The sequence below is a fragment of the Candidatus Vagococcus giribetii genome (assembly GCF_017316185.1).
GTDB lineage: Bacteria > Bacillota > Bacilli > Lactobacillales > Vagococcaceae > Vagococcus > Vagococcus giribetii.
The window spans coordinates 380-19,513 of sequence record NZ_JAFLVX010000021.1 but is presented as its reverse complement, the minus strand read 5'-3'; the positions used below and the strand labels follow the sequence as shown (position 1 = coordinate 19,513).

At 36.0% G+C, this 19,134-nt stretch carries 19 protein-coding genes; 15 read left to right on the top strand and 4 right to left on the bottom strand.

Features of this window, described 5'->3' with window-relative positions; translation table 11 throughout:
- Positions 1-12: 12 nt before the first annotated feature.
- The 4 genes from DOK76_RS08685 to DOK76_RS08670 all read right to left on the bottom strand — a co-directional run bounded on the left by DOK76_RS08685 (position 13) and on the right by DOK76_RS08670 (position 3,825).
- Positions 13-1,434, bottom strand: coding sequence for a sensor histidine kinase (locus DOK76_RS08685; protein WP_206966852.1), 1,422 nt, complete (start codon positions 1,432-1,434; stop codon positions 13-15).
- Positions 1,431-2,084 (bottom strand): response regulator transcription factor, encoded by a 654-nt coding sequence (locus DOK76_RS08680; RefSeq protein ID WP_206966850.1) that lies wholly within the window; start codon positions 2,082-2,084, stop codon positions 1,431-1,433. The genes DOK76_RS08685 and DOK76_RS08680 overlap by 4 nt, the downstream gene beginning before the upstream one ends.
- 195 nt (positions 2,085-2,279) lie before the next feature.
- Complete coding sequence (locus DOK76_RS08675) at positions 2,280-2,807, bottom strand: helix-turn-helix domain-containing protein (protein WP_206966849.1); 528 nt, start codon at positions 2,805-2,807, stop codon at positions 2,280-2,282.
- Between the two features lie 133 nt (positions 2,808-2,940).
- Positions 2,941-3,825, bottom strand: coding sequence for a LysR family transcriptional regulator (locus DOK76_RS08670; protein WP_206966847.1), 885 nt, complete (start codon positions 3,823-3,825; stop codon positions 2,941-2,943).
- A gap of 168 nt (positions 3,826-3,993) precedes the next feature.
- Here DOK76_RS08670 and DOK76_RS08665 point away from each other — a divergent pair, with 168 nt between their 5' ends.
- From DOK76_RS08665 to DOK76_RS08595, 15 genes are all read left to right on the top strand, one after another.
- Complete coding sequence (locus tag DOK76_RS08665; RefSeq protein WP_206966845.1) at positions 3,994-4,413, top strand: CidA/LrgA family protein; 420 nt, start codon at positions 3,994-3,996, stop codon at positions 4,411-4,413.
- On the top strand, positions 4,403-5,110 hold the full coding sequence (locus DOK76_RS08660; RefSeq protein WP_206966843.1) for an LrgB family protein: 708 nt from the start codon (positions 4,403-4,405) through the stop codon (positions 5,108-5,110). Before DOK76_RS08665 ends, DOK76_RS08660 begins: the two co-directional genes overlap by 11 nt.
- Before the next feature lie 33 nt (positions 5,111-5,143).
- Positions 5,144-6,253 carry a lactate oxidase gene (locus tag DOK76_RS08655; protein WP_206966841.1) on the top strand — a complete coding sequence of 370 codons (1,110 nt, stop codon included), beginning with the start codon at positions 5,144-5,146 and terminating at the stop codon, positions 6,251-6,253.
- Positions 6,254-6,357: 104 nt separating this feature from the next.
- Positions 6,358-7,422: a M24 family metallopeptidase gene (locus DOK76_RS08650; RefSeq protein ID WP_206966839.1), complete on the top strand. Its 1,065-nt coding sequence runs from the start codon at positions 6,358-6,360 to the stop codon at positions 7,420-7,422.
- A 23-nt stretch (positions 7,423-7,445) separates the two neighbouring features.
- Complete coding sequence (locus DOK76_RS08645) at positions 7,446-8,453, top strand: DUF6933 domain-containing protein (RefSeq protein WP_206966837.1); 1,008 nt, start codon at positions 7,446-7,448, stop codon at positions 8,451-8,453.
- Positions 8,454-8,548: 95 nt separating this feature from the next.
- Positions 8,549-9,508 (top strand): tRNA dihydrouridine synthase, encoded by a 960-nt coding sequence (locus tag DOK76_RS08640; RefSeq protein ID WP_206966835.1) that lies wholly within the window; start codon positions 8,549-8,551, stop codon positions 9,506-9,508.
- A 147-nt stretch (positions 9,509-9,655) separates the two neighbouring features.
- A complete protein-coding gene (locus DOK76_RS08635) occupies positions 9,656-10,561 on the top strand; it encodes a LysR substrate-binding domain-containing protein (protein WP_206966833.1) in 906 nt (301 codons plus the stop codon).
- A 260-nt stretch (positions 10,562-10,821) separates the two neighbouring features.
- Entirely contained in the window at positions 10,822-12,000 is a 1,179-nt protein-coding gene (locus DOK76_RS08630) for an acetyl-CoA C-acetyltransferase (protein WP_206966832.1), read from the top strand.
- 26 nt (positions 12,001-12,026) lie between these two features.
- Complete coding sequence (locus DOK76_RS08625) at positions 12,027-12,878, top strand: 3-hydroxybutyryl-CoA dehydrogenase (RefSeq protein ID WP_206966830.1); 852 nt, start codon at positions 12,027-12,029, stop codon at positions 12,876-12,878.
- 15 nt (positions 12,879-12,893) lie between these two features.
- The gene (locus DOK76_RS08620; RefSeq protein WP_206966828.1) at positions 12,894-13,676 is read left to right on the top strand and encodes an enoyl-CoA hydratase-related protein; all 783 of its coding nucleotides are present in this window, start codon (positions 12,894-12,896) and stop codon (positions 13,674-13,676) included.
- A gap of 9 nt (positions 13,677-13,685) precedes the next feature.
- Positions 13,686-14,417, top strand: a complete 732-nt coding sequence (locus tag DOK76_RS08615; RefSeq protein ID WP_206966826.1) for a CoA transferase subunit A — start codon at positions 13,686-13,688, stop codon at positions 14,415-14,417.
- A complete protein-coding gene (locus tag DOK76_RS08610; RefSeq protein WP_206966824.1) occupies positions 14,417-15,070 on the top strand; it encodes a 3-oxoacid CoA-transferase subunit B in 654 nt (217 codons plus the stop codon). The genes DOK76_RS08615 and DOK76_RS08610 overlap by 1 nt, the downstream gene beginning before the upstream one ends.
- A 65-nt stretch (positions 15,071-15,135) precedes the next feature.
- Entirely contained in the window at positions 15,136-16,362 is a 1,227-nt protein-coding gene (locus DOK76_RS08605) for a hypothetical protein (RefSeq protein ID WP_206966823.1), read from the top strand.
- A gap of 49 nt (positions 16,363-16,411) precedes the next feature.
- Positions 16,412-17,359 carry a nitronate monooxygenase gene (locus DOK76_RS08600; RefSeq protein ID WP_370590125.1) on the top strand — a complete coding sequence of 316 codons (948 nt, stop codon included), beginning with the start codon at positions 16,412-16,414 and terminating at the stop codon, positions 17,357-17,359.
- A gap of 272 nt (positions 17,360-17,631) precedes the next feature.
- A complete protein-coding gene (locus tag DOK76_RS08595; protein WP_206966819.1) occupies positions 17,632-18,861 on the top strand; it encodes a hypothetical protein in 1,230 nt (409 codons plus the stop codon).
- Positions 18,862-19,134: the final 273 nt, after the last annotated feature.

The window sequence follows — 19,134 nt, the reverse complement described above, 5'->3', positions numbered from 1 at the left end:
GATAGAATACTATTAAGTTGTCTCGATAATATCATCGACTTGTTTCGGAGTTGTAAACATTACAGAAATAGTAGTCCCTTTGTTGACTGTTGATTCAATCACCATGTCACCATGGTGTAAGTCAACAATTTGAGAACAAATCGAAAGTCCTAAACCAGCACCTCCATCGTGGCGACTACGAGCGCTGTCAACGCGATAAAAAGGTTCTCTTATTTTTTCTAATTCTTCTTTAGAGATGCCTTTTCCTTCATCTTGAATAGAAACAGTGAGCTTATCGGAATGAGCCTGTGCACTTAAAAAGATTGTTGAGTTATTATTGGAAGCTTGAGTAGCATTGTTCACTAGATTAATAAAAAGACTTTGTAACAGGTTGATATCGCCATAAATTTTTTGTGCTTGGTTATTAATTAGTAAGTGAATATTTTTTTTCTTTCTAGTAATTTGTGTGGATTCTTTAATATCGTTCATTAATTTTTGAAGGGTGTATTCTTTGTATTCAATATCATGTTGTCTCATACTAGATAAGTATAAGAGATTTTCTGATAAATTGATGACGCGTTTACTTTCACTCATGATATTTTGTGAGGCTAAAAGAATCATATTTTCATTACCTGAAGCAGAGATGAGTAATTCTGCATAACCATATATTGATGTAATAGGTGTTCTAACTTCATGGGAAAAATTATCTACAAATTGCTGTCTACTTTCTGAGAGATTTTCTAGTTCGGATATTTTATTCTGAAGGGTATCAGTCATCATATTAAAATATTGAGCCATCTCTTTGGCTTCAGAACCTTTTTCTATGTTAATTCTGGTTTCATAATCGCCTTGAGAAATCTTTTTTGAGATTTTAGTGACTTCTTCGATAGGTCTAAAAATCCATGATAATATCCATTGAAGAATAAGAGAAAATAAGAAACAACCTATAATACCTACTGCAATTACTATAGTAATAATTTCTTTCCATTCATTAATTAAAGATGAAATATCATACAGTGATTCGATGTAATAGTCATTAGAAGTAGGGATTTTACCTATTGTTCGGACATAATAGTGATAATTATTTTTTTCAGTTGAGATTGAAATTTTATTGGATTCAGGATAAGTTTTTGATTTTGATGAGTCATTAGAGAGAATACTATCTGAAATAATAGTATTCTTATCATAAATAATAAATTTGTACTTAGAGTAACTATAGTTATGGGAGTATGTTTTTAGTAACTCGTCAATTTGTTCTTTACTATTATCTTCTCTTGATGACAAAGCATCGATATCTTTTCCCACCATAGAGGATAGGTAGTTATACTGTGATAACGCTTGAGCTTCTCCAGATTGAAATTGGATGTTTAGTAATTTGTTGCTGATGATTAATAAACTACCAAAAAAAATAAGAATAAATAGGGTTAAAGAAAATAAAAAAGCTTTAAATTTCATCGTTTAACCTCTAATCGATAACCAATTTTATAAACTGTTTTAATGTAATCTTCTAAATTTAGTTTTTTGCGCAAGCGCTGGATGTGAACATCTATTGTACGAGAATCTCCTTCAAAATCATATCCCCATGCTAGTTCCAGTAGTTTATCACGCCTTAGTGTGATATTTCGGTTAATTGCAAGAACTTCAAGTAAAGAAAATTCTTGAGGTGTGCAATCAACAAGGAGATCATCCTTATAAATCCCTCGTTCTAGAAAATCAATTTTGACGTTATTAATGACTAAGAAATCTTCACTTTTTTTAGTTCGTCTTAATATGACATCAATGCGAGCAATAAGCTCCACCATTTCAAAGGGTTTAACAATATAATCTTCAGCCCCAAGTTGAAGCCCTTTTACTTTGTCAGATACATCTGATTTAGCTGTCAGAAAGATGACAGGTGTGTCAGTTGCTTTTTTTAATAGAGAAAAACCATCTTCACCAGGTAGCATGATATCAAGTAATATCAAATCATAAGAATTAGTTTCAATTTTTTCTCGTGCCTCATGTCCATCAAAAGCTGTATCTACCTGATGTCCGATGAGTGATAGATTTGTTTGGATTAAAAAATTAATGGAGTTATCATCTTCAACAACGAGTATATTTGCCATGTTATCACCTATTTCTTTTTATTTATCTTCTTACTTAATATATATCATAAATGTTACCAACTTGTTAACATATTATACGTTTAAAGGATTATTTAAGAATCAGCATTAATGAAAAAACAACCTACGAAATGTAGTGCCCCCTAAAAGTCTAACTTTTAGGGGGCGCTTCAAAACTTTTTTCGCAGGTTGTTTTAATTATAAGATAAAGCGCTGTAACAATTTAATCACAATAAAAATACTAGGAATAGCAGCATATATAAAGTTAATTCGGGTGAACTGCTTGATTTCTAAATCTGTTCCTAGGTACTGCTTCACTTCTTTTTGGTGATGTAAGAAAGAATAGCCGTTAGCCAAAATGATGAGTAATAAAAGACCATACATGGCGTCTGACATATAAAAGTAGTCAGAGACACCAGGTATAAATAAAAAGATCATTAATAAGGCGTTGGTTAATCCTGTTCCTAAGACGCTAATTTTTTGTGCTTGATAAGCGACTTCTTTCTTTTTCATTTCTTCCACAATCGTAGATCCCTCCAATAGTAATTCATCGAGAGATAAATCGAATAGTTTTGCTAAGCGAATTAAGCTATCAATATCAGGAGTTGTTTTTCCTGTTTCCCAATTGGAGATAGTTTTCTTTGAAACAAATATTTTCTCCGATAAGTCTTCCTGGGTTAACTCATATTTTTTTCTTTGTTCTTTTAGCATTTGACTGATTTCCATTTATCTTCACCTACAATTTACTAGTTTTGGGTATTTCTTCTCAATCCAATGTATGTCACTTTGGGTGAAAAGTTGATAGAAAAGAATTGCACTTGTTGTTATATCAAGGTTTGTAGCTCCTTTTTTAAAATATTTAGCTAATCCCTTTAGTAAGGTCAATGACAGCTTCATTAAAACTTCGTTGAAATTGATTGAAGTTTCGACTTTGATTGACGATTAAACTGATTAAAATATTAGGTGAATTTTCAATAGGAACTTTGACAAGAGAAGTATGTTTTGGGACAATTATATCACTCAGAAAAGCTACCATATTGGTTGAGGCAGCCACTGAAACAGCCGTTCGAATTTCTTTTGTATAGAGAATTTGTGGCGTTTCAACCTGATTGTCATCTAACCATTTTTGAAAGATTCGCTCATGAAGGTACCCTTTGTCAAGGCTGATACAAGAGGTACTTTCAATATCTTGAATCGTTAATCGTTTTTTCTTAGCAAAAGGATGATTCTTAGACACCCAAGCAGACATTTCTTCTTGCTGCAAAGGAATCTGCATTAAGTGAAAAGAATCAACGGGAGAAAAATCACTGGCAATAATAGCAAGTGGCACATCTCCTGAGGTGACAAGCTCTAGCATCACATCAGAGCTTTCTTCTTCTATTAAGTTAAGAGAATCTGCGTATTTAACGAGGTTTGGCAATAATTCTGGCATGAAATGACCACCAATTGTTGGAAGTAAGCCAAAATAAACGATTTGATGATTAAAATCATGGATTTCTTCGTGAGCTTGCTCAATCGATGTGATAATTTCCTGAGAGTATTTTAAAAGAATGTGACCTGTTTCGGTCAATGCGAGTTTTTTGTGATTATTTTTTCGATCGATCAAGAGAGTATCAAGTTCTTCTTCTAGTCGCTTAACAGCCATAGAAATAGAAGGCTGAGAGATGTAGAAATGGGACGCTGTCTCTGTAAAGCTAAGTGTTTGTGCTAGGTGATTAAAGTAAGTCAAATCTTTGATATTCATTATATTCTTCCTTTGATTGTGAATTTTATCATAAGTAAAATGTATGATCTGATTCTTAACATAAATTTTACTTATGGTAACATAATTAATCAATATTATCCAAAGATAGAATTGCGTGATATATTGTTCTCGTTAAAACGTTTACAGGTAGTAGGAGGATGGATTTTTGTGAAACTAATTAAGGAGTTATTTATTATCATGTTGTTTGCTTTTTTAGGAGAGTTATTATCACTGCTCTTTTTAAACGTCATGGTAATACCAGGCAGTGTCATAGGAATGGTCTTATTATTCTTGGCTCTTCATTATAAGATTGTCCCAATGAAATCAGTAGAAGATGTAGGAACATGGCTAACTAATAACATGGGGATTTTCTTTGTACCAGCAGGAGTTGGTTTAATGGCGAATTTCGATACGTTAGCCGATACATGGTGGCAGTTATTACTGATTATTGTCATCACGACAGCTTTAATGATGGCTTTTATTGGACGAGTGGTTCAAAGCTTGAAGCGCAGGTTTGATAAGAAAGTGTTGCAACAAATGGAACACAACCTAGAAGAGAAAGAAGGCGAAACAACTCATGTGGACTAAATTGATTACGAGTCCGTTTTTATGGATTTCTCTTACTGCAGGTCTTTATTTATTAGGTAATAAACTAAAAAACAAGTGGCCGCTTAATCCTTTGTTCAACCCCTTAGTATTCTCTATTACGATTATTATTGGGTTACTAATGATCTTTAATATTCCTTTAGAGACGTATCAACAAGGTGGGCAACTATTTAGTTTGTTTATCACACCAGCTACAGTTGCTCTGGCAATTAAACTAGAGCATAACTTTGATTATTTCAAACGTTATTATCCAGCTATTTTAACAGGTATTCTAACAGGAGTCGTCTTTCATACAGCGATGATTTATTTCTTCTCGTTGTTATTGAAATTAGACAAAAATCTTGTGATGACCTTAATTCCTAAATCCATTACTACAGCTATTGCCGTCGATGTATCAAGTGCTTTAGGTGGCATTGTTTCCTTGACTGTTGCCGTAGTCGTTTTTACAGGTGTTGTAGGTGCTTTAGTAGGACCTTGGATTATGAAGGTGTTTAAAATCACCGATCCAGTAGCACAAGGAGTTGCCTTTGGTAGTTCAGCCCATGCCGTAGGAACATCAAAAGCGATTGAATTAGGTGAAGTTCAAGGAGCTATGTCAGGTTTATCAATTGTTATTACAGGTATTACAGTGGTTCTATTAGCACCATTAACAGGACCAATCACAAATTTGTTTTTCTAGTCAACTAATATATTAAATAAGGTGGTTATTTAAATGAGCGAACAAGTAAAATACGATGCACCAACAGTGGAACAAGAAATCGAAGTTATTAGTACTTATCATTTAGAAGAAGCAGCAAGTCATGTTGTTCCTAAAGGTGGATTTGATTACATGGCAGGTGGTTCTGGTAAAGAATTTACCTTAAAAAGAAATGATTCAGCTTGGGATAAAAAAGGAATCTTACCTCGCGTGTTAGCAAACGTTGAAAACCCAGATACATCAACTTCTATTTTTGAGCATGACTTAAAAGTACCATTCATTATGGCACCTATTGCAGCACATGGTTTAGCTCATGCGACAAAAGAAGCAGGAACTGCTCGTGGTATTTCTGAATTTGGTGGAACCATTATGTCAATCAGTGCTTACTCAGGTGCGACTTTTGAAGAAATTGACAAAGGTTTAAATGGTAACCCTCGTTGGTTCCAAATCTACATGAGTAAAGATGAAGAGATGAATAAAAACATCTTAGATGAAGCCAAACAAGATGGTGCAACAGCGATTATTTTGACAGCTGATGCCACATTAAGTGGTAACCGTGAACGTGATATTACAAATAAATTTGTGTACCCATTTGGTATGCCAATCGTGTCTCGTTACTTAACGGGTTCTGGTGAGAACATGTCTCTTAATAATATCTATGCCCAATCAAAACAAAAAATTGAACCATCAGATGTTAAATTTATTGCTGAGTATTCAGGGTTACCTGTATTTGTTAAAGGGATTCAAACACCAGAAGATGCCTTACTTGCTATTGGTGCAGGCGCATCAGGCGTTTGGGTATCTAATCACGGAGGTCGTCAATTAGACAACGCCCCAGGTTCATTTGAAACACTAGAGGCTATTTCTAAAGCTGTTGCTGGTCAAGTACCAATCGTCTTTGACAGTGGTGTTCGCCGTGGTGAGCATATCTTTAAAGCACTAGCTAGTGGAGCAGATATTATTGCTGTTGGTCGTCCCGTGTTATTTGGTTTAGCTTTAGGTGGTTACAAAGGAGTTAAATCTGTTTTAGAATATTTTGAAACAGATTTAAAACGTGTAATGCAATTAGCAGGAACACAAACCATTGAAGACGTAAAAAACGCTCAATTATTTGATATGAAATAACCATTAAAAAAGCACTAAACACAATCTGCGTTTTAGATTTGTGTTTAGTGCTTTTGTTGTCTATTTGATATAATGAGAAAAAACGTTAAGGAGCTTGATTGAATATGACATCTATTGACAGATTACGAGATTATCTTGAAAAGAATCATTTGGATGCCTTCTTTATTCAAAAAACACCAAACATTCGCTATATTAGTGGGTTTAAGGGAGAGGACTCTGCTCTTTTAGTCACGCTAACCCATCAGTATATCTTGACGGATCCGAGATACACAGAGCAAGCTTCTATTGAAGTGTCTGATTACACGATTATTAATTGGCGAGCTTTAGGTCACGGAGCAGCTCTTCAGTCTGTTGTTGCAAAAGAAGGCCTTAAGGGAATAGGCTTTGAAGCAGACCAAGTGGTTTTTGAAGAATACGCTGGGTTTAAAGAAGCAGTCAAAGCAGACTTAGTGCCAACTAAACACATTATTGAAACTTTTAGAGAAATTAAAACCCCACAAGAAATTCAATATTTGCGTAATGCCTGTGATATTTCTTGTCGAGCGCTAACTCGTTTATTAAAAGAAATCAAAGTGGGAGATACTGAAAAAGAATTAGGGGCCAAATTAGCACTTTATATGGTAGAAGAAGGTGCAGATCCACAACCTTATGGCAATATTATTATTTCTGGTGCCAATACCTCTTTATTACACGGAATACCTTCATCGAAATCAGTTGAGTACGGGGATTTACTATTAATGGACTTTGGTTGTCAGTTTAATGGCTATTTATCTGACATGACTCGAACAGTCGTTGTTGGAAAAGCAACAGAGCAGCAACGAGAAGTCTATGAGATTGAAAAACAAATGCTTCAAGACTCACTAAGTGTGATAAAATCAGGAGTTAAGATTAAAGACGTTCATGAAGCCTCTTTACAAGCAGTGAAAGGAACACCGTATGAAAAGTATATTTATGCCAACATCGGTCACGGTATTGGTATGTACATACATGAAACACCAATGCTAACAGCTCAAAATGAAGGGACACTAGAAGCAGGTCATGTCGTAGCAGTTGAGCCAGGTATCTACATTCCAGGTTGGGGTGGTATTCGGATTGAAGACCAAATTCTTGTGACAGAGACAGGTTTTGAAAACATGATTAGTCTACCTCATGAGTTGATTGAATTATAAAAATATCAAAGGAGTGATAGTCAATGATTATTCATGCAACTAAAAAAGCTTTACCATTGTTTAGCTACTTAGAACAGTCTGAGGATATAAATGAAGCCAAATTACGCTCTAATCAAAACCCACTAGATAGTTGGCATGCTAATTACTTTAATGTGAATCGTAAAAAAATGTTATTACTGATGAATGATGCTTCGCTCTATACTATTTTAATACCAGATGTGAATGCTACTAGAAAAAAAGACTTAGAAACACTCATTGTTGAGGCTTTAGCTAATCAACTTAAAGTAGATGGTTTTAAAGCCTCGCTTACACAACCGTATCTTGACCAACTTGGACAAGTCGAGGTAGCAACTGGTTACAATAGAAAAGTAACAAGCACATCTAATCATTTTATTTATATGTTAGAGGGGTATATTTACAGTGAGGGGCAGTCTATAAAAGCAAGTAAACTAGCTTCTTGGTTAAATGAGGTACCCGTTTCTTCTCTTAAGCATATTTCTCCAATTCGAGAGTTACAGGCTTGGCTAAGTGGTGAGGAACAAGTACAACCGAAAGAAGAGTTATCATTAGAAGGGAAATTTATAATTGATAAAAAATGGGATGACTTTTCTTTGTGGGAAGAAAGAAGTGAAAAAGTAAATACCAATCAATTAAATCCTTTAAGGATAGAAAATGAGTACCTCAGTCACTCAGGCTATTTAATAGCAGGGTTCACCACTTATTTAGAAAAAGAAGAGCGCTTGTCTGAAAAAGTAGTTAGAAGACATGCTAATAATATCCAATATTTTATGGATTTCTTATTTAGAGATGCCATTTACAGTCCTTTGAGAGATGGCAGTGATTTAATGTCTTATTTCTATTGGTTGATAGATTATGGCATAGTGACATCAGATAATGAGTTCAATCGTCAAATAACAACATTGAAAAAATTCTATACCTTTTTATTTTATATGAATGTCATTGATAAAGAAGAGCTAGCAGATAAAAAAGAAGATATTAAAGACGCCAAAGAGTTTGTATTAGAGTATTAACTAAGGTATACCCAAGAACTTCTTTTTGATTCTTATTAGATTTATGAGTATAATAAGCAAAGAAAATCAGTTTTAAGAGAAACGGAGTATAGATAATGACTGAAAATTTTTGGGCTGATTTGCCAAAGCCTTTTTTTGTATTAGCACCAATGGAAGACGTGACTGATGTCGTATTTCGTCACGTTGTAAAAGAAGCAGGAGCTCCGGATGTGTTTTTTACGGAGTTTACCAACTCAGACAGTTATTGCCATCCTGATGGTCGTGATAGCGTTCGTGGGCGTTTAGTTTTTACAGAAGACGAGCAACCTATTGTGGCTCATATTTGGGGAGATAATCCAGATTTCTTCCGTGAGATGAGTCTTGGTATGGCTGAGATGGGCTTTAAAGGAATCGATATTAATATGGGATGTCCGGTACCTAACGTGGCAGACCGAGGTAAAGGAAGCGGCTTGATCTTACGTCCTGAAGTAGCTGCAGAGTTAATACAAGCAGCTAAAGCTGGAGGAATCCCTGTTAGTGTGAAAACGCGTCTTGGTTTTAAAGAACTAGGTGAGATGGAAGACTGGTTGACTCATGTCCTAAAACAAGATATTGCTAACTTATCGATTCACCTAAGAACACGAGAAGAGATGAGTAAAGTGGAAGCACACTGGGACTTAATTCCTCAAGTTATTGCCATTCGTGACAAAGTAGCCCCACAAACATTAATCACGATTAATGGGGATATATTAGACCGTGAGATGGGCTTGAAATTAGCCGAGGAGTACGGCGTGGATGGCATTATGATTGGCCGAGGCGTGTTTAAAAATCCTTATTGTTTCGAAAAAGAGCCTAGAGAACATACGTCAGAAGAGTTACTCGGACTTCTTCATAAACAAATTGATTTGCAAGATAAGTATGGTGAGTTAGTACCACGCTCAATTGTGGGCTTACATCGTTTCTTTAAGATTTATGTCAAAGGTTTCCCCGGAGCTAGTGATTTACGAGTGAAACTTATGAATACAAAGTCAACGACAGAAGTGCGCCAGATTCTTGAAGAATTTCATAACAACTAATAAAAACTCTAAGTAGTGGTGAATAGGCCACATACTTAGAGTTTTTTGTTATTAATAATAGTAATAGGATTCTTCCTAATAAACCCCCGTCTATGTGAGTGTATCTATAGTAAGATTAAGAGTAACATATACTTTAGGAGGCTCATTATGGATATTTATCAATTAGATTATTTTATCAAGATAGTAGAAGCTGGCGGCAACCTAACGTTAGCTGCTAAAAAAGCCAACGTATCCCAGTCCTCGCTTAGCCAATTGATTTCAAACTTTGAAAAATCAGAAGACATTGAGTTATTCTATCGTAAAAACGGTCGCTTAAAAGAATTAACCCCAAGTGGTGAAAAGTATTATGCTTATGCCCTAAAGGTAAGCAAATTACATTTTGAAATGCATGAAATGATTCGTAGGGAATCCCTAAAAAAGAAAGGAACCATTCGAATTGGAATTCCGTCTTTGATTTTAAGGATATATTTTACAACTTTTTTCACGAAGTTTATTGTCAAAAATGATGAGGTAAAAATTGAAATTGTAGAAGCAGGGGCACATAAATTACATCAATTACTTTTACAAGGTGAATTGGATTTAGCTGTATTAATCCATCCCACATATCTAAACAAAGAAAAATTTGAAGAATTTACCTTAATTGTAGACGAAATTGGGGCATTCATGAGCGCCTACCATCCTTTGGCTCATAAAAAAGCCATTGATTGGCAAGAGATTGAAGAGTATCCTTTAGCCACGTTCAATCGAGATTTTTCATCTAATAAATTGATTATTGATCGTTTAAGAAGTGAAGGTATCACTAAAGAGATGAAGTTTACCTCTTCTTCTTGGGACTTTCTCATGGCTGTCACGAAAGAATCAAACGCAATAGCTTTACTACCTTCTCCAATCAAATATCAGCTATGTCCAGAGGTGGTGATGGTTCCCTTTAAAGAACCTATACCTTTTGAGATTTTGTTGACGCGTCCTGTTAAAGAAAATTACGAAAGTTTAGAGCGTTATGTTAAAGGAGCTATTTTAACGTGTTTTGCTAATCGTAAGCCAATGTTATAGATTCGGCTAAAAATAATTTGTGAAATTATAATAGTTAAAAGAGACTGAAAAGAAAAAATAGAGCGGATTGTTCTGTTTTTTCTTTTTTAATTTATCTTAAAAGAGATATAAAGCTAGAAACCGAACAATTAATTTTATTAAAGAGAATCTTAAATTTTATTAAATTGTAAACGGTTACTTCAGGAGTTACATTAAGAGTGTGATTTGCGCAAATAACAAAAACCAATAAATGATAAGAAATTGGAAGGTGTTAGATCGTTATGAAAGAAGTTGTCATTGTATCAGCATTAAGAACAGCAATTGGTTCATTTGGTGGGGCATTTAAAGACGTTTCCGCAGTGGATTTAGGAGCAGAAGTCATTATTGAATCATTATCTAAATTAAACCTATCTCCAGAAGAAGTCGACGAGGTTATTCTAGGAAATGTACTAAATGCAGGTAAGGGTCAGAATGTTGCTAGACAGGTATCTATTGCAGCAGGTATTCCAAAAGAAGTACCAGCGTTAACGATTAATCAAGTGTGTGGCTCAGGCTTAAGAAGTGTGATGTTAGCAGCTCAAACGATTATCAGTGGGGATAATGAGGTAGTAGTTGCTGGTGGAACAGAAAACATGAGTCAAGCTGCTTTTGTATTAGATGATTACCGTTGGGGTGGCAAAATGGGAAACGGTCAAATCGTTGACACGATGATAAAAGATGGATTAACAGATAGTTTCCATGACATTCATATGGGAATCACAGCTGAAAATATCAGTGATGCCTATCATATTGAGAGAGAAGCGCAAGATAAGTTGGCTGTCCAAAGTCAAAATAAAGCAGAAGCGGCAATAAAAAGTGGTCGTTTCAAAGAAGAGATTATTCCAATTAATGTTCCTCAAAAGAGAAAAGAGGACGTTGTCGTAGAAATCGATGAGCATCCAAGATTTGGTGCAACTGTTGAAAACATGGCTAAATTACGTCCAGCCTTTAAAAAGGATGGAACAGTCACAGCAGGAAATGCTTCAGGGTTAAATGATGGTGCGGCAATTTTAATTGTGATGAGTAAAGAAAAAGCAGACGCTTTAGGATTAGAGCCTCTAGTTAGCATTAAAGCTCATGCCACATCAGGTGTAGATCCTCTTGTAATGGGGACTGGTCCAATACCTGCTACCAAAAAAGCCTTAGAAAAAGCAGGCATGACAGTGGCCGATTTAGATTTAGTGGAAGCTAATGAAGCTTTCGCAGCTCAAGCTCTTTGCGTGGTAAATGAACTACAAATTGACCCTGAAATAGTCAATGTTAACGGTGGAGCAATTGCGTTAGGTCACCCAATTGGTGCTAGTGGGGCTCGTGTCCTAGTCACATTAATCCATGAAATGCTAAAAAGAGATGCTCATCATGGGTTGGCAACTTTATGTATTGGTGGCGGTCAAGGGGTTTCCTTAATCGTTGAAAGATAAAAAAATAAAAAGTGGGAGTGTGTTTCATGTCAATTAATAAAGTAATGGTAGTAGGATCTGGACAAATGGGGGCAGGGATTGCTCAAGTCTTTGCTAAAGCTGGAAAAGAAGTGTATTTAAATGATATTTCAGAAGAAATTTTAATGGGAAATATCGCAAAAATCGATAAACAATTAGCTTCTCAAGTCAAAAAAGAACGTCTAACAGAAGGACAAAAAGAAGACATTATGAGTCGTATTTTACCTTCAACAACTTATGAATCAGCTAAGGAAGTTGATTTGGTGATTGAAGCAGCTACTGAAAGAAAAGACATTAAGTTATCTATTTTCAAACAACTTGATGAAATGGCTCCAGCTCATACTATTTTAGCAACTAATACGTCTTCTTTATCAATTACTGAGATTGCATTAGCTACAAAACGACCAGATAAAGTGATTGGTATGCACTTTTTCAATCCAGCTCCAGTGATGAAATTAGTAGAAGTTATCTCAGGTTTGACAACATCAGAAGAGACACAAGCAACCATTAAAGAGTTAACAACAGCCATTGGCAAAACAGGTGTAGAAGTAAGGGATTCATTTGGTTTTGTGGTTAACCGTATCTTAATTCCAATGATTAATGAAGCGTCATTTGTATTAGGGGAAAATGTGGCAACAGCAGAAGAAATCGACCAAGCCATGAAATTAGGAGCAAATCACCCATTAGGACCACTTGCATTAGGTGATTTGATAGGTTTAGATGTTGTGGCAGCAATTATGAATGTCCTATATGAAGGCTTTAAAGATCCTAAATACCGTGTATCACCACTGATTCAAAAATACTTTGAAGCAGGTTGGTTAGGTAGAAAAACAGGTAAAGGATTCTTTGATTATAACTAAAAGGAGAGTTGTTCAATGACTACATTATCTTGTGTTGATTACAAAAAAGAAGAAAAAGTTGGGTTATTAACTATTAATCGCCCTAAATCATTAAATGCGCTAAATTCAGAAGTACTAGAAGCGTTAGACATTCTCTTAGAAAAAATTGAAACAGATGATATTCATGTATTGGTTATCACTGGTAGCGGAGAAAAATCTTTTGTAGCAGGAGCTGACATTACAGAAATGTCTGATATGGGAACTATGGAAGCTTGTCGTTTCTCTGAAAAAGGCAACCGAGTATTCAAAAAGATTGAGAACTTCCGTATTCCTGTAATCGCTGCAGTAAATGGCTTTGCCTTAGGTGGCGGCTGTGAGTTAGCTTTATCAGCTGACATTCGTATTGCGTCCTATAATGCTAAGTTTGGTCAACCAGAAGTTGGTTTAGGAATTATTCCTGGCTTTGGTGGGACACAACGTTTGGCTCGTACAGTAGGTATGGCAAAGGCCAAAGAATTAATCTTCTCAGGTAAAGTTATTTCGGCTGAAGAAGCTGAGCGAATTGGTTTAGTGAATACTATTGTTGAACAAGAAGAGTTAATGACAACGACTCTTTCATTAGCCAAAAAAATCGCTGCACAAGCACCACTAGCTGTAGAGATGGGTAAAAAAGTTATGAATGAAGGTATCAACATGACGATTGGTCAAGGACTTGATTATGAAGTGACCTCATTTGGTGCTTTGTTCTCAACAGAAGATCAAAAAGAAGGTATGTATGCCTTTGTTGAAAAAAGAAAAGCAAAATTCGAAAGCAGATAGGAGATTACCATGAATAAGATTAAGACAGTTGAAGAAGCGATTGCGTTAATTAAACCAAATTCAAGTATGATGATTTCAGGATTTTTAGGAGTAAGTACTCCAATTTGTTTGATTGAGAAGTTAGCACAAAATAAAACCATTGATGGTTTAACGTTGATTATGTCAGTAGCTTCTTATCCAGGTAAAGTTCACGATGTGGAAGAATTGTTTTTAAACAAACAAATCAAAAAATACATTGGAGCTCACGTAGGTACCTCTAAAGAATTAAGTCGCCAATACTTAAACAATGAAATTGAGATTGAATTTTGCCCAATGGGGACTTTAGCAGAGCGTATTCACGCTGGTGGTGCTGGACTTGGCGCAGTTGTGACACCTGTTGGAGTTGGAACGCAACAAGAAGAAGAGCATGAAGTGATTGAAGTAGAAGGTAAAAAATATTTACTCTATACACCGCTTAAAGCAGATTATGCCTTGATTCGTGGCTTTAAAGCTGACAAACAAGGAAACATTTTAGCTCGTGGCACAAGCAAATCAGCTATTTTACAAATGGCTCTAGCTGCCAAAATAGTTATTGCTGAAGTGAATGAAATTGTAGAAGTAGGGGAAATTGCTCCTGATGAAGTGGAAGTACCTGGTCCATTAGTTGATTATATTGTTCAAGGTGACACGTTTGAAGAATCAAAAGCTTACTTTAACGAGTTATGGGCAAGTACAAATCAATTAAAAGTGGAGGTAGAATAATGAGCCCAAAAGAAATTATCTCAAGAAGAATTGCACAAGAATTTACGAATGATTCAGTAGTTAACTTAGGTTTTGGGATTCCAAATGCCGCAGCTAACTACATTCCAGAAGGAGTTAACGTCTTTTTACAAGCCGAAAATGGAGCGCTTAGTTTTGGTGGAACACCTACAGCTGAGACGTCAGATCCGGATTTAGGTAATTCAGGTGGCGCACCGATTACGTTACTACCTGGTGCTTCAACATTTGATATGATGACTTCATTTGCGATTATTCGTGGTGGACACGTGGACATGACAGTTTTAGGCGCTTTAGAAGTTGCAGAAAATGGTGATATTGCTAACTGGCTAATCCCAGGAGTCTTAGCTCCAGGTATGGGCGGCGCGATGGATTTATTAGTAGGTGCTAAAAAAGTAGTGGTATCTCTGCAACAAACTGATAAAAAAGGAAATTCTAAAGTCTTGAAACGTTGTACCTTACCTTTATCAGCAGCAGGTGTCGTAGATTTAATCATTACCAACATGGCTGTGTTTGAGGTTGTTGAAGGTGGTCTTTTATTAACAGAAACTGCTCCAGGAGTGAGTGTTGAAGAGGTATTAGACAAAACAGAAGCTACTGTGATTGTCTCTGATACAGTGAAAGAAATGGCTCTATAGTAACTAGGTTAACGAGAGGTTGACCTAGTTAACCTCTCCATTATGGTGAGAAAAGGGAGAAGGTTATGAGTGAATTTGTCATGAAAAAAAGGATTAAGCATCCTTTATTAAGTGGTTTGTTATCTGTTGTTGTGATTGTTTTAGTCGCGTCTATCGGTTGGATTCTATGGTCAAACATTTGGAAGATGATTATTCTAGCCATTGGAGGTAGTGCTATCTCTAGTCTGAGTCCAGAAGTACAAGGACACTTTTTGAAAGAATCTGTTGAAGGAACTTTTTTCTGGATTGTGATTTCAACGTGGGTATGGTTTACCTTAAACATGGGGAATTACGGAAAATATACTAAAACAACTAAGCAACCTCAAGCAGGTTTGCGTTACACAGGATTAGCTTTTCTATCAGGAATTGTTGGTTTTGCTCTGTTCGTTACTTTTTTAGGTATTTGGTGGGAGCCTTTCAGTTGGCAAGTGTTGTTTAGACCAGTAGATGAAGCCCAAGCGCATTTGGCTATTAAGGGTTGGTCAGCAATTAATTTCTTTGCTTTATCCGTTATTTTGGCTCAGATTCCACTAGCTAGTCTATTTGGTAAATACCCATTTAGTAAGCATAGTAAAGAACCGTGGTCTGTCGCCTTTGGTACGCTATCATTAGGTTTATTTTTAGCTTTATTTAATTGGATTACGTTTATTGTACCAAGTTTCATTTCGCTACAAACTGAAGGTGTAGCAGTCACTACTCAACCCTTTGGTGCTTGGCCGACAGCTTTAGCTTGGTGTCAGCTATTCATCTTTTTCTTCTTAATTCCAGCAGAAGGTGGAGAAGGTTACCCTCAAAAACTAATCACTAGTAAACAACCATACTCAGGATTAATTGGTTTAGGGATTGCGGCAGGGCTAGCCTTTTTATTATTACCTGTTTTAAGAAGTGTTTTGACACCTTTAGCAGAATCAGTGCAAATTGCTCCTGATTTAGCCGTAGCTTCTTTTGTGTTAACAATCATCAATGTGCTTCTGACTTGGCATCATCATTTTGATGATTATCCAAACAAAGAGTTGGTTCCTTCAGTGGCTGGTCGAGTGTTAGCTCAATTAGGTATTGTGATTGTTATAGGAGCTATACTAGGTGTTCTTTGGATTAAATATGTAGGACTTTGGCCATTTGGAGGTAATGATTTAGGGTTAGGTCATCCAATGTTAGGCATTATGGGTGGTCAATTTGTCTATATGATGCCAATGCTGTTTATGAATACCTTCTTTGATAAATGGCCCATGGCAAAAAGCGTTCAAAAATAAATTATGATAAACTAAAGAGGTAGAGAGAGTTTTTCTCTCTAGCTCTTATATTAAGAAAAGAGGAACTAATATGACAAGAATCACGGATTTATTAGGAATTGAGTATCCCATTTTTCAAGGGGCTATGGCTCAAATTTCAACATCTCAATTAGCTAGAGCAGTCTCAGAAGCAGGTGGTTTGGGGATTATTGCCTCAGGTGGTATGACAGCTGATCAACTAAGAGAAGAAATCAATAAGACAAGAGCAATCACTAAAAAACCATTTGCTGTAAATGTGATGCTAATGATGACTAATTGCGACGAAATCGTCGATGTTATTATCGAATCTAATGTGAAGATAATCACAACTGGTGCAGGAACACCTAAAAAATATATGCCAGGTTTGAAAGAAGCTGGTGTCATTGTCATTCCTGTGGTACCAAGCGCTAAATTGGCTAAAAAAATGGAAGATTTAGGTGCCGATGCTGTTGTAGCAGAAGGAACAGAAGCGGGAGGACATATTGGAGAAGTAGCGACTATGCCGTTAATCGCAGCAGTCACAAAAGCCGTATCGATTCCAGTGATGGCAGCAGGTGGATTCTCAGATGGTCGAGGCTTAGCTGCGGCGCTTGCTTTAGGCGCTGAAGGCGTTCAAATGGGAACTGTGTACTTAGCATCAACAGAATGTCCAATTCCTGATAGCTTTAAAGAAAAAGTAGTTGAATCGATTGAAACGTCAACTGTTGTAACGGGACGTAAGAATGGAGCTCCTGTTCGAACTATCAGAAACACCATGACAACGAAATACTTAGAGATGGAAAGTCATGAAGTACCACGTGAAGAATTAGAAAAATTAACTATGGGTTCTTTACGCAAAGCAGTCGTTGAAGGGGACGTGGAAAATGGCTCACTAATGGCAGGTCAAATCCTTGGTAACATTAGTAATATCCGCTCTGTTGCTCAAATTCATGAGGATATTTTGACAGAATACCGCCACATTTCTTTACCAAAACTATAAAAAATAAAATAAGCAATAGCTAAATTAGCAAGAAGACACTTTTGAATCAAAAAAAGGTGTCTTTTTCTATTTCTATCAAGGATTTCCCGATTTCTATTAATTTTTATAATACTCTCTCTTAAAATAACTAAGTTGTAATCGCTTACCTGTCAAGCTAAAGTAAACTTATAATTTGCGCAAATTCGAATCGAAATTATTTAGATAAAATATGTTTTTTAGAATGATGAAGTTGATATGAGGGAGTCAATCAACTTTAGAAAAGGGAGACGATTATGGAAAAATTTGTCATGAAAAAAAGAATAAAACATCCTGTGTTAAGTGGATTAGCAACAATTGCGTTACTAGTTGTCGTTGCCTCAGTTTTTTGGGTAATCTGGTCTAATATTTTTAAAGGAATTATGTTGTTAGTTGGAGGAAGTACTGTAGCAGGTTTAAGTCCTGAGGTTCAAGGGCACTTTTTAAAAGAATCTGTAGAAGGTAGCTTCTTTTGGATGGTCATTTCAACATGGGTTTGGTTTACCCTTAGTTTAGGTAACTACGGAAAAAATAAAAAGACAACGAAACAACCTATTACAGGTCTTCGCTATACAGGAATGGCTTTAGTAACTGGTTTTGTGGCGTTTGCGATTTTTGTTTCTGCCTTAGGATTATGGTGGGAGCCGTTTAGCTGGCAAGTTTTATTCCGTCCAGTTGATGACACACAAGCGTTACTAGCTATCAAAGGGTGGGCAGCTATTAACTTCTTCACCTTAGCAGTAATCCTAGCTCAAATTCCATTGACAAGTTTATTTGGTCGCTACCCATTCAGTAAACATGGGAAAGACGATTGGTCAGTGAGTTTTGGTACTCTATTTTTAGGGCTTTTCATTGCCTTACTAGTATGGATATTCTTTATTGTACCAAGCTTCTTTACGTTACAAATTGATGGAGTGACAATTACGAAACAACCATTTGGTGATTGGTCAACAGCACTTGCTTGGTGTCAATTGTTTATCTTCTTCTTCTTAATTCCAGCAGAAGGTGGGGAAGGCTACCCACAAAAATTAGTCACAACGAAACAACCATGGTCTGGTTTAGTTGGTTTAGGGATTGCCTTAGCAGGAGCCTTCACCTTCTTACCAATCTTAAGAAACCTATTAACACCTTTAGCAGAATCAGTTGGTTTACCAGCAGATTTAGCAGTGGCATCATTTACTTTAACGATTATTAATGTGATGTTAGCTTGGCATCATCATTTTGATGATTACCCAAATCAAACCGTTATGCCATCAGCTCTTAAACGCATCTTGATTCAATTTGCTGTGGTACTAACAGTGGGTTCAATATTAGGTATTCTTTGGATCAAGTACTTACATATCTGGCCATTTGGAGCGAACGACTTAGGATTAGGTCATCCGATGTTAGGTATTTTAGGGGGACAATTTGTCTTCATGTTACCGATGGTCTTTATGAATACATTCTTTGATAAATGGCCAATGGCTAAAAGTGTGAAAGAAAAATAAAAATAAGTTGTCTCCTGGATTGTTTAATCTGAGAGGCAACTTATTTTGTATGTTTTGGAAACAATTTAATGATATATAGATATACACTGATTTAAACGGGATTTTAATTTTAAAAGATTCACTATACTATATTGTAGCGTCTCCCAGATGTTAGACAAAAAATCTAACTCTTGGAGGTCGCTATTTTTTGGAAAAACATAATTTATTGCTATGTGAGAGTGATCTTTTGGTGTTGAGAAGTAGAAGAATTCACAAAGTGGATATTTTGACTCC